The sequence below is a fragment of the Pseudomonas sp. FP1762 genome, assembly GCF_030687105.1.
Lineage (GTDB): Bacteria > Pseudomonadota > Gammaproteobacteria > Pseudomonadales > Pseudomonadaceae > Aquipseudomonas > Aquipseudomonas siliginis.
Genome location: NZ_CP117458.1, coordinates 1,468,786 through 1,480,698, shown reverse-complemented (window position 1 = coordinate 1,480,698; position 11,913 = coordinate 1,468,786). Strand labels below are relative to the sequence as shown.

Sequence of the window (11,913 nt, the reverse complement as noted above, 5' to 3'; positions counted from 1 at the left end):
TCGCTCCCACAGGGGGGTTGTGGCTTGTACACAATTCCTGTGGGAGCGAGCCTGCTCGCGAAGGGGCCAAACCGGTCGACACATCAAATCGGTGGCAAGCGCCAGTCGATCGGCGTTTCGCCATTCTGTTCGAGAAACTTGTTGGTCCGGCTGAAATGCCCACAGCCCAAAAACCCGCGATACGCCGACAACGGCGACGGATGCACCGAGGTCAGCACCAGGTGCTTGGTCGCGTCGATCAGTTTCTGCTTGCTCTGCGCATGGGCGCCCCAAAGCATGAACACCAGATGCGGCTGCCGTTCGCTGACCACCTCAATGATGCGGTCGGTGAAGTGTTGCCAGCCCTTGTCCTTGTGCGCGTTGGCGTTGGCGCGCTCAACCGTCATGGTGGTGTTGAGCAGCAGCACGCCCTGTTCGGCCCAGCTCTGCAGGTAGCCGTGGTTGGGAATGTCGATATTGAGGTCGCGTTTCAGCTCTTTATAGATGTTGACCAGCGACGGCGGCGCCGGCACGCCCGGTTGCACCGAGAAGCACAGACCGTGGGCCTGGCCCGGGCCGTGGTAAGGGTCCTGGCCGAGGATCACCACTTTCACCTTGTCCAGCGGCGTCGAATTCAGCGCATTGAAAATCAGCGGTCCCGGCGGATAGATCTCCTTGCCGGCTGCCCGCTCCTGCTGCAGAAAGTTGCGCAACTCTGCCATGTAAGGCTGGTCGAACTCAGCACGCAGTGCCTCCTTCCAGCTCGGTTCGAGTTTGATACGGTCGTCAGCAGTCATGGTCATTTCCGGCAAAAACAATGGGGCGAACCCTAGGAAAGCCGACCACGCTTGTCAATTGATCTGACGCAGATCCGGCACTTTCCCCCATAGCGATCATACTGATCGCTCAAATTCCCGATCGAGGTCACGATGAATCTGCACTTCGAAGAACTTACCGGCACCGACGGCGCCCGCATCGGCATCGCCAGCCTGGATGCCGAAAAATCGTTGAACGCGCTGTCACTGTCGATGATCAACGCCCTCAGCGACAAATTGAACGCCTGGGCCAATGACCCGCAAATCGTCTGCGTGCTGCTGCGCGGCAACGGCAGCAAAGCCTTCTGCGCCGGCGGTGAGGTGCGCAGCCTGGTCGAAGCCTGCCGCGCTCACCCCGGCGAAGTCCCGCCGTTGGCCGCGCAGTTTTTCAGCGCGGAATATCGCCTCGATTACAGCCTGCATACCTATCCCAAGCCGCTGATCTGCTGGGGTCACGGTTATGTGCTCGGTGGCGGCATGGGTCTGCTGCAGGGCGCCAGCACGCGGATCGTCACGCCGAGCAGCCGTCTGGCGATGCCGGAAATCACTATTGGGCTGTATCCGGACGTCGGCGCCAGTTGGTTTCTCGCCCGATTGCCGGGCAAGCTCGGCTTGTTTCTCGGCCTGACCGGCGCGCACATCAACGGCCGTGATGCACTGGATCTGGATCTGGCCGACCGTTTCCTGCTCGACGAACAGCAACCGCAATTGATCGAAGGCTTGCTGCAATTGAACTGGCAGGAACAGACCGCCATGCAGCTCAACAGCCTGCTCAAGGCTCTGCAGCAGGAGGCACTTGAGCAAATGCCCGAAGCGCAGTGGCTGCCGCGTCGCCAGCTGATCGACGAACTGCTCGATGTCAGCGACGTCACCTGTGCGTGGAAAGCCATCAGTCTGCACCTCGACAGCAGCGATCCATTGATCGCCCGAGCGGCGAAAACCGTGACCGAGGGCTCGCCGCTGACCGCGCATCTGGTTTGGGAACAGATCAGCCGCGCGCGGCACATGTCGCTGGCCGAAGTATTCCAGATGGAATACACCCTGAGCCTCAATTGCTGCCGTCATCCGGAATTCAGCGAAGGCGTGCGTGCGCGGTTGATCGACAAGGATCAGAAGCCGCACTGGCACTGGCCGGATATCAGTAGCGTGCCGGATGCGGTGGTCGAGGCACACTTTCATAAAGTCTGGGAGGGACGGCATCCGTTGGCGGATCTGACCCAGTATTGAGGTGACGCGAGGCCCGCTATGGCGACTGAATTGCCATCGCGGGCCGGCTCAATCGGTCGTCTTGTCAGACATTCAGTTCGTAGAACTCAATGATTTCCCTCATGGCCCGCTGCGCTTCATCGTCGCCCTTTATCAAAATATCCTCGACATCCCTTAATGGCGGAAGCGGGTGCAGGCGCTCGGCAATCTGCGTCGCGCTGTAGTCTTGAGTCGCTGTTCCTTCGCTGACTCTTATGAAGCCAATAGCGCTTTCACCTTCGGCAAAGTGCCTGGAAACCCGGATTTTCGGTGCCATGCCGTAGTCGACCACGATCACCAGATCATCACGCTCACGGTGAAACTTCAGGTTGTCGATCGTCAGCCTGCGTTCGGAAAAATCGATCCCGTCCAGGCCGCCTCCGTTGTTGATGATTACGTCCCTGCCGAGGCCATCGTATCGGTAGATATCATTTCCAGCACCGCCGGTCAGCGTGTCATTGCCCGACCCACCCACCAGCAGATCATCACCGAGGCTGCCCGTGAGCACGTCATCCCCGTGCATGCCTCGGATCTCCCCCGCGCCGCTTATCGTGTCGTTGCCCCGACCGCCCACGAGTGGCAGCGCTCGTTCGTCTCGCAAGGAAGTTGAACGGATGGGATGGTTGACGATGACACCCGTATGAAAAGTCTCGGGCGCAGAGCCGAGCTGACTTGATTCCAGGAGCTGCTTCAAACTTGCGACCGACCCATCGGCGAACTTGACGAGTTCAATACCGGCCCCCTCAAGTTCACCGTTGTGGGGCAAGACGATGCGGACTTTTTGCGTCCCGCCCCATTGGATATCGAGTGTCGGATGAAGCATTTTCGCTTTCGGCGGGTTGCGGTAAGCCGCGCGATCCGGGTTGGGCTCCAGCTCGACATGAGTGGTCTCTATCAGCGCAGCACCCCAGCTCAATTGCAGTGCATCGCGCTGCGCGCCTGCTGGAAGGACGACCGTGTCCTGATCGGACATTCCGTACTCGTCTTTCCACTCCGCTGCGCCAACTTCTGCGCGGTGGAAAACAGGGTTCGGCACATCCGCAATCGTGGTGGTCGCTGCGGCGTACGCTTGCACGATGTAGGTGTCGGCGCCGTCTTCGCCGTAAAGCCAGTCATCCCCTGCCCCGCTGACCAGATAGTCGGCGCCCTCGGCGCCCAGCAAGGTATCGTCACCTGCACCTGCGGATAAAAACGCGCCCGGTGTTCTGTCGCCGACAGTGCCGTAGTCAAGTGGGGAGCCTGCATAAGCGACGATCAGATCATCACCCGCGCCGCCGTGGAAAACGTTTTCCACTTCGACGTTGACTCGCCCGCCGGCATCGTCGCCATGGACGATTTTGCGTTTGATCGTGTCAGTTGTGACATCCCTGCGAAACGCCTTGGGCACTGTTGCGCCCGAACTGAAGCTTGCCGCCGGATAGACGTACCAGCCTTCAAGCGCGCCGGATTCCTCTCGGTCCTCAACCAATACGTCGCCCGAATTGAATGAAAACCTGTTGGCCGAACCGGATCGATAATAGCGAGGCGCCTGAGCTGAGGAAGGCATTGCTCCCTCGGCTTTCACCGGTTTATGTTCGACACGGGTTGTGGTTGTCGACTGCCTTTCACTGACCACGGCGTGCGCTGAATCAACCTTCATCCATGGCGGCGTTTCAGACAGTGTCCCCGCTTCGACGCTGTCCTCGATCAGCTCGGTGTGAGTGGTGTAACCGGTGTCGCTGGTAGTGATATGGCTGCGAACCCAGACGCCTTGCTCATTCAATGTAAAACCTGTGGCGTGTCTGCGGGCGGAGCGTTTTGACTGGATTTGCGCGAGGAACTCATCGGTCCAGTTGACCGCTTGAACAGACGCCACCGGGCCTTGCGCCGCAGCGGTTACATCGTCTCGCTGAAACGGATCCTCAGCTTTGCTTTCAGTGGTTGCCGGGGCGGTGACAGGTTCTGGTACGGGTGATTCGGCCGTCTCTATCGGTGGCAGTGTTTTGCGCAGGACATCTGCGTAATCAAGTACCACGCCCTCGCTGAAATTGAATGTGGAATCCTTCCACCGCTCGTGATTCTTGATGAGTATCGCGTCGCCCGTGCCATTGGCCAGTCGCAACACCGTGCCGACGGTAACTTCGATAACGTCGGCCTTCAGGCTTTGCGCGCAAAACCCTGCACCGAACCTGATGATGTTGCGGCCGCCGGCATCGGTGAAGATATCCAGACCGTCGCCAGCGCCGAAATAGTAGATGTCAGCGCCATCCATGCCATCCAGCACGTCAGCACCGGGACCGCCATCGAACACGTTGTCGCCAGAATCGCCGCGAAGGTAGTCCGTCCCTTCCCCGCCCAGCAAGGTGTCGTTGCCAGCGCCTCCGAGCAGCGTGTCGTTGCCTGAGCCACCGTGCAGATAATCGGCATTCTGCTCGGCCTCAGCGCTGTTTTCGTAATCGCCGGCAAGGATGTCGTCACCCGCGCCGCCGTACAGCGTGTCGGCACCGAAACCACCCTGTAACGTATCGTTTCCTTCTCCGCCCTGAAGCACGTCGTTGTTGCTTCCGCCCGGTTGCAGGTCAGATACGTCGCCATCGAGGAAATCAGACCCTGCGCCACCCGTCAGCGTATCCGCGCCGCCCATGCCGCGCAGGGTGTCGTCCCCCGCACCGCCATCAAGAAAGTCGTTGCCGTGATAGCGAACCGGATGCTCAGGGCTGTCGCCAATCAGATCGTCATGGCCTTCGCCGCCGAAGAGCAAATCATCGCCAGCGCCGCCCCAGAGCGTGTCATCGCCGGAGCCACCGTCCAGCAGATCATCGCCAAAAAAATGCGCGGCATCGCCTTCGACCCCGTCCAGTACGCCGTCATCACCCTGCAAAATGTCGTTGCCAGGGCCGCCATACAAAGCGTCGCTGCCACCGTTACCGGCGAGTGAATCATCACCACTGCCGCCGTCCAGCACATCGTTGCCATGGTGTCTGCTGGGCAGGCCACCGCCCCAATCGAGGTTGTCACCAAGCATCACGTCGTTGCCGCTGCCACCGGCCAGGGTGTCGTTACCTTGATCGCCTTTGAGAAAATCGTCGTCAGCTCCGCCGTCAAGCAGGTCCTCCCCCCAGCCGCCGTCGATAAAGTCCTTGCCACCCTGACCGTACAGCACGTCGTCACCGCCCTCGGACGCACTGTTTATCGAGGCCTTTGAAAAGACCGTTCGGTGACTGGTCACACCGCCAGCAATAGTGACGGTAGCGTGTTTGACCGCCCAACCCTGCTCCAGCGCACCGGTGGTTTCGTCTCCGGATAACACATCGTCGCCAGCACCGCCGATCAAGGTATCCCGGTCATTGCCACCGAGCAGAACATCTCGGGATGCCGTACCGATAAGCAAATCGTCACCTTGTCCGCCGTCGAGCCAGTCTCCGCGACTTGCCTTGCCCTTGGCGTCACCGTCGGCCATAGCATTTTCGAGCGTCGTCTGCTTGTCGCCGAATAACCGATCGTCTCCAGCCTTGCCGAACAATCGATCAGAACCGCCCAGGCCGAGAATGACGTCGTCTGCGGCGGAACCGTAAAGTACGTCGGCCTTGTTGCGCTGTTTGACCTTGGGCAGCAGCACCACGTTGCCCAGCTCATCAAAGGAGGGCTGATCGCCGGGGACAGTGGGATCGGCGTCTTTGGCTTTCCAGTCGCCCTGAAGCGTCAGATCCGCAGCAGTGAGCGGCTGCCCCTCGTATTCAGGGAGGCGGATGCCAAGCATCCCGGGCTGGAAGTTTTTGATCACCACCAGATCGCCCTGGCAGTATTTGATGTTGAGGGTGTTTTCAACAAGCGCCAGGGTGATGGACCGATTCTCGGTAGACCAGATGTTGCTCAGAGGCGCGCGGCGTTTGAGTGCGGGAATCGGTGCGCCATTGATCCACAGCTGCCCATTGGCATTGGCATCAAGAATCTCGTCGAGGCCATCGCCGCTGGCGAATTCATAACGGTCGTTGCCTTCGCCCCCGATCAAAGAATCGTTCCCCTTTCCTCCGATCAGAACATCATCACCGGCCATCCCGTACAACACATCATTGCCGTCACCTCCGGTTAGCGAGTCATTGCCGCGACCACCTTCAATTACATCGTGACCGGCCATCCCATCGATGGAGTCATTGCCCTCGCCGCCATACAGATGATCGGCATTGGCGCCACCAGCGAAAGATCGCCCGCCGTCATCACCGAACATGGCCAACGAGTTCAGCACTCCGGTGGTCATCGGCGCCTGTTTGCCGGAGGCGAGATCGGAGTAGGAAAACTGCTGCAGCGAGTGTTCTCCAAACGAGCCTTGGGTTCGGGCAATCAAACGGGCGAGCATCTGCGCACGGTCCGCCAGCCACTGCGCGGTGATAAAGCCTTCGCCAGTTTGCGGATCGTAAAGCTCGAGGTTGCGGTCGGGATAACCGTCGGCTCGCTCTATGACGACTTCACTGAGTTGCTGCAAAGAGTTGCGCAACGCCAGACCGAGCGGCGTCGCCTCGCCTGCCAGTTTTGCCCATGCATTGGCATTGCCGAACTCGCCTATTGTCCGGGTGACGATGCTTTGCGACTGCTCTGGGGAGAATGCCGAGAAGAAGGCGTAAGCATTGCTGGCGAAGGTGTCGTTGGTGGTGGGTGTGGCAGCAGAATCGCCGTCGTGAGTGCGCTTGAACATGTCGAGAAATTCGTTCTGGCCGTAGCGCAAGATCAGCTCGACCACGGCGGCAACAGGCGTGCCTTTGACTACATGCTGAATCAGCGGATTCACACTGCCACTGGCCAGCGCGATGTTGATTTGCTCGGGTACGACCGATAGCAGACTTTGCAGTGGATTGACGCCGAAATTACTGATCGCCGCTCGCAGGCCGACGCTGTAGGCGTCGATGGCGAAGAGAATGTTTTTATAGTCGTCGAGCCGGTTGGGTTTTGCCTGAGTGGGTGGGCCGCCATCTTCCGCATCCGGGTCGCCCGCAGAGATCAGTCTCCACGTTTCATAGGGAGGTTTACCGCCCAACAGGCTGAATCCGACTGTTCCAGACCAACCGGAGTTACGTTTCACGGCGGTGTCGTCCTCCCCGCAAACCTCCTTGAACAGGGCCTCGCCAATCGCGCTGGCGTCGATTTCTGCGATCTGGCTGATTGACGGAACGGTCCAGGGTGCCAGTTGACCGGCAAGGGATCCGTTGATCAGGGTATTGATGAAGTTGACGGCAACCTGGTTGGATGAAAGCTGCATCAGGTCTTCACTGAAAATTGTATTCAGTCTCAGTTCACCCTGGCGGGAGGTGTAACCACGAATCAGGGCAGAGTAGGCACCGCTTCCACCGTTGGCATCAATGGCCACGGCAAGCCAGAGTCTGGCGCTTTTCAGCACTTCTCCGGCCTCTTTATCGGCAGTTACAACGTCAGAAACTTTTTCACCAATAATGTCGAATAGCTTTTGGTACAGGGGGGCGCAGCTTGCCCCTGCTATTTTCAGCGCATCGTACTGAATTTGTTTTGAGCTCAGCCTCATTCCTTTGCAAATATTAGCCGCGTTGAAAATCTCTGATTTTTCCATGTCGCTAAAAACATAACTCATTGTTACTTCCTTGTAATAACAGCCCGTGAAAGATAACCACTGAGATACTTGAGCATCTCAGGTGCTTCGCGTAATGACGCTAATCCGAGTTTTACGCCACCGTGCCCACCAGCGAAGTCGAAGTTATCCAGATTGATAGCGCAGAAGAAATTCAGTTTGCCGAAATCAAGATTTTCCAATTCAGTTCTGCTGAACCTTGCCAGTTTCTCGTCAGTCAGCTTTTCCTCCGAAGCCGGGCGAATCAAGCCGTCACAGTTGATCAACCGAGGGGTTCCATCTCGCCGCGGCCAGCCAGTAATGACGAACGTTCTAACCGAATCTTCATTCTTGAAATGCGGCGGAGGTGCATCGAGCCAAATCTCCAGCCCCGGATAATTCTTTAGTTTCACAATCAACTCATCCGGCCAGTTGACGTGCCGATAACCCCGCTCATGGGGTTCGGTGGTTTCTTTCCTGGTAAAAAGTCCGGCGTTCAATTTATAGAGCCGCCAACTTTTGGGGATCGACTCTGCGCGCTGATCCTGGTACCGGTGCAGCCCCGTCCCGGTCCACCAGAAAAGCCCCTTCAGAGCAATCGCCAGACACGCTTTCTTGTTGACCATTTCAGGCATGCCTACATAAAACTCAGGGACTAGCGTCTTATCTATATAGGCGCCGCCTAATATCGGCACTTGCCGCATGCTCGCCAGCTTGTTCTGGCAAGCTTTCTCGTTTGCCTGGTGAATAGCCGCCGACTCGGCAGTTTGTTCTTTGCGAATATAAAATTCCGCTACGCAGTAACAGACATAAAAGAACAATCCATACTTCAACAACCTTTTAAACCACTTGATCGCCTGCTTACGCGACTTCCTGGACATTTCAAACCTCCCGCTCAAACTGCGGAACGGTTGGTATGTCGCTATGCCCGGATATCGCGCTTGCAAAAACCTCAAAATATTGGCTCACGCCCGATTCCACACTGAACCGACCTGCCGTCAACTTCGCGGTGCTGGCAAGACCACCGTACTCACCTGCCGACTTCAAAACCTTGCTTACACTTCCGGCAATTTCTTGATGGTCAAAGAAATCCACCAATATGCCATTAGCCCCCTCGACAACGACTTCCCTTACCGGAGCCGTATCCGACGCAACAACCACACAACCGGACGCCATCGCCTCCAGTAACGACCAGGACAAGACAAACGGATACGTCAAATAGACATGAACTTTCGAACACTGCAGAACCGCTCGATAAGTCTGGTAAGGAAGTTTCCCTGTGAAATGCACTCTGGAGTGATCGAAACTGACCTCCGCCTCCATCCTGCTGCGCCAATCCGGGTACCCGACCGGCTTACTCCCATAACTGACACCGTCACCGCCAACCACGATGATCTGCGCATCTGGACACTCGGCCTGAATAAGCGGGATCGCTCGCATGAAACTGTGAAAGCCGCGATAAGGCTCAAGGTTTCTGGCGACATAGGTAACGATCGGCTGTCCGGCTTTGAGCTCGATTCCATTGGGCAGTCTGACTGCCCCGACTTTCGCCAGGTCAGTACTTTGAACCACACCTTCGTGAATGACCCGAATCGCCGACCGGTAAGCGGCCGGAAACAGGCTGCGCTGCCACTGCGTGGGCGCGATTGCGATATCGCATTGTTGAATATTCAACAGATGCAGCGAGTTGAGCACCCGCAGCCGTGACGACTCCCTTGCGGCTCGGCGGAATTCAGGGTCGAACCCGCAATCGGCGCCCTGCGCTCGATAGTAATACTCGCAATAGTGAATCAGCGGCGTATCGGCATAGACGTCCTTGGCAAACAGCGTCTCTCCCCACCCGGGATGAGCAAGAATCACGTCTGGCTGATAGCCCGAACGTTTCAGCCTGCCCAGAATTTCAAAAACCTTCTGCCCGTCGATCACCGCTTGTTCGTAGCGGATCAGATACGGGTGAATATTGCCGGGCGCTCGGCTGGTCGCTCGATATCGATGGGTGTTCACACCGGCGACGCCCGGTGCAGTGTCCCGACCTATCGCCATAACCTCATCACCGCGCTCCAGCGCTGCCAGCACCACATGACGGAACTGACCGGGAAAATTTTGGTGAATAACCAGAAGCTTCATAGCGCTGAACGTCCATTTTTCGCCGCTATCGAGCTGAGGATTGCTCGCCTCGTTCGGCATCCACGAACGCTAACAAACGCCACGAAATGAAACTGTAGGACGCTTCCGGGAATCTCCTAGGAGATGGCCAACGGAACAACTTTTCGCCGGGCAAAAAAAAGCGGCGCTTGATGCGCCGCTTGTTCATTGCAGAGATTTACCAGCGGTTGCCACGGCCGTTGTAGTCACGGCGACCGCTGTGACGATCATAGTTGCCGCGACCGCGGTGGTCATTATCCCAACCGCCGCGACGGTGGCCGTCCCAGCGTCCGCGATCATTGCCGTGCCAGCGCCGGCTTTCGTAGTAACGCGGGGCCGGTTGGTAGTGCCGTGGCGCCTGGTAATAACGCGGTTGCTGGTAGTAACGCGGCGCTGGCTGGTAGTAGCGCGGCTGGGTGTAATAGGTGCCGCCGCTGCGGTAATAGGAGCCGCCACCGCTGTAATAGGCCGGTGCGGGTGATGTGTAGACCTCTGACCTGTAGTAGCTGTCTCCATAGGAATAAGGAACGCATCCGCCAAGGGAAAAAAGCATCACGGCAAGCAGTACGATTCGGCGATACATGGCGGCCTCCTGGACCGCGGGTTGGCCACACCAGCGACGCTGGCAGGCGACCGTCAGCAATTGCGTGACTGTCGAAGAATCAGACAGCGGTTTCGGAATCTGGTGCGTTCCTGCAACAAGTTGAAACAAGTGATCATGAAATCTTGTTTATCCGCAAAACTAGCGACCCGTGGAGCGTAAACGCGCTGCATGACGGTGCAACCACGCACCACCACGATGCGCCGTCGCTCGCCCCGCTCACCTCGGCAATCCAGCAGATCCCCGCCGCAGAGGCCTCGGCGCGACTTGGCACGTCTCTCGCTTTAGCAAACCCGTGCAGGAGTCATCACAGGTTCGCGGCACCACAATTTGCAATGGCTGACTAGGGTTCCGGCTCGCAATCGCGAGTGGCTGGTCCGAGAGTTGGCGACCTCCAGTTGAGGTTACACGGCGGGACAAAAGCCCGGGAGACAAGCCACCGTTCGCGGTGCCGCGTTGCCTTCCTGTCCGCCCTCGATCAACTGGAGAATCCGCAATGATCCGACTACGTTTCCCCGCCCTGCTCGCCGCCGCCTTCGCCGCGCTCATCAGCACGCAATCTTCCGCCGCCCAGAAAGACCACTTCAGCGTGTGCTGGACGATCTACGCCGGCTGGATGCCATGGGAATACGCTGGCAGCCAGGGCATCGTCGACAAATGGGCGAAGAAATACGGGATCAAGATCGACGTCGTGCAGCTCAACGACTACGTCGAATCGATCAACCAGTACACCGCCGGCCAGTTCGACGGCTGCACCATGACCAACATGGATGCGCTGACCATTCCGGCTGCCGGTGGTGTCGACAGCACCGCGCTGATCGTCAGCGATTTCTCCAACGGCAACGACGGCATCGTGCTCAAAGGCGAAGGTAAAAAAGTCGCCGATCTGAAAGGCATGGACGTCAATCTGGTCGAGCTGTCGGTCTCCCATTACCTGCTGGCCCGCGCGCTGGACTCGGTGGACCTGACAGAGAAAGACCTGAAGGTGGTCAACACCTCCGACGCCGACATTGCCGCCGCGTTCAACACCAACGACGTCAACGCCGTGACCACCTGGAACCCGATGCTCTCGGATATCAAGGCCAAACCCGGCGTCACCGAAGTGTTCAATTCCAGCCAGATCCCCGGCGAGATCATGGACATGATGGTGGTCAACAGCGCCACCCTCAAAGACAATCCGGCACTGGGCAAAGCGCTGACCGGGGCGTGGTTCGAAGTGGTCGCTTTGATGAACGCGAAAAATGCCGCGAGCAAAGCTGCGCTGGAGCACATGGCCAAGGCCTCGGGAACTGATCTCGCCGGCTTCCAGGCGCAACTGGACACCACAAAACTGTTCGCCACGCCGAGCGAAGCGCTGAATTTCGCCACCAGCAAACAACTGCCGGACACCATGCGCAAGGTCGCCGAATTCTCCTTCGAGCATGGTCTGCTCGGCGAAGGCGCGAAGGACCCGAGCGCGGTCGGCATGTCCTTCGCCAACGGCGTGACCAGCGGCGACACCGCCAATCTCAAGCTGCGTTTCGATCCGACTTACATGCAGATGGCCGCCGACGCCAAGCTGTAAGCCACGGAGG

7 protein-coding genes and 1 riboswitch are annotated in these 11,913 nt (G+C 58.2%); of the genes, 2 read left to right on the top strand and 5 right to left on the bottom strand.

What is annotated here, in order from left to right; translation table 11 throughout:
- Positions 1-83: 83 nt before the first annotated feature.
- Entirely contained in the window at positions 84-776 is a 693-nt protein-coding gene (ung, locus tag PSH90_RS06440) for a uracil-DNA glycosylase (RefSeq protein ID WP_150636503.1), read from the bottom strand.
- Positions 777-908: 132 nt separating this feature from the next.
- Here ung and PSH90_RS06435 point away from each other — a divergent pair, with 132 nt between their 5' ends.
- On the top strand, positions 909-2,021 hold the full coding sequence (locus PSH90_RS06435; RefSeq protein WP_305382387.1) for an enoyl-CoA hydratase/isomerase family protein: 1,113 nt from the start codon (positions 909-911) through the stop codon (positions 2,019-2,021).
- 64 nt (positions 2,022-2,085) lie between these two features.
- Here the strand turns inward: PSH90_RS06435 and PSH90_RS06430 are convergent, their stop codons facing one another.
- The 4 genes from PSH90_RS06430 to PSH90_RS06415 form a co-directional block, all read right to left on the bottom strand.
- Positions 2,086-7,617 (bottom strand): calcium-binding protein, encoded by a 5,532-nt coding sequence (locus PSH90_RS06430; protein ID WP_305382386.1) that lies wholly within the window; start codon positions 7,615-7,617, stop codon positions 2,086-2,088.
- Positions 7,618-7,619: 2 nt separating this feature from the next.
- Positions 7,620-8,474 carry a hypothetical protein gene (locus PSH90_RS06425; protein WP_305382385.1) on the bottom strand — a complete coding sequence of 285 codons (855 nt, stop codon included), beginning with the start codon at positions 8,472-8,474 and terminating at the stop codon, positions 7,620-7,622.
- Position 8,475: 1 nt separating this feature from the next.
- Positions 8,476-9,720, bottom strand: coding sequence for a glycosyltransferase family 4 protein (locus PSH90_RS06420; protein ID WP_305382384.1), 1,245 nt, complete (start codon positions 9,718-9,720; stop codon positions 8,476-8,478).
- Between the two features lie 196 nt (positions 9,721-9,916).
- The gene (locus tag PSH90_RS06415; RefSeq protein WP_039760873.1) at positions 9,917-10,321 is read right to left on the bottom strand and encodes a hypothetical protein; all 405 of its coding nucleotides are present in this window, start codon (positions 10,319-10,321) and stop codon (positions 9,917-9,919) included.
- A gap of 350 nt (positions 10,322-10,671) precedes the next feature.
- Positions 10,672-10,772, top strand: a riboswitch (guanidine-I (ykkC/yxkD leader).
- A gap of 63 nt (positions 10,773-10,835) precedes the next feature.
- Between PSH90_RS06415 and PSH90_RS06410 the strand changes: the two genes are divergently transcribed.
- Positions 10,836-11,903, top strand: a complete 1,068-nt coding sequence (locus PSH90_RS06410; RefSeq protein ID WP_252887445.1) for a putative urea ABC transporter substrate-binding protein — start codon at positions 10,836-10,838, stop codon at positions 11,901-11,903.
- Positions 11,904-11,913 lie beyond the last annotated feature (10 nt).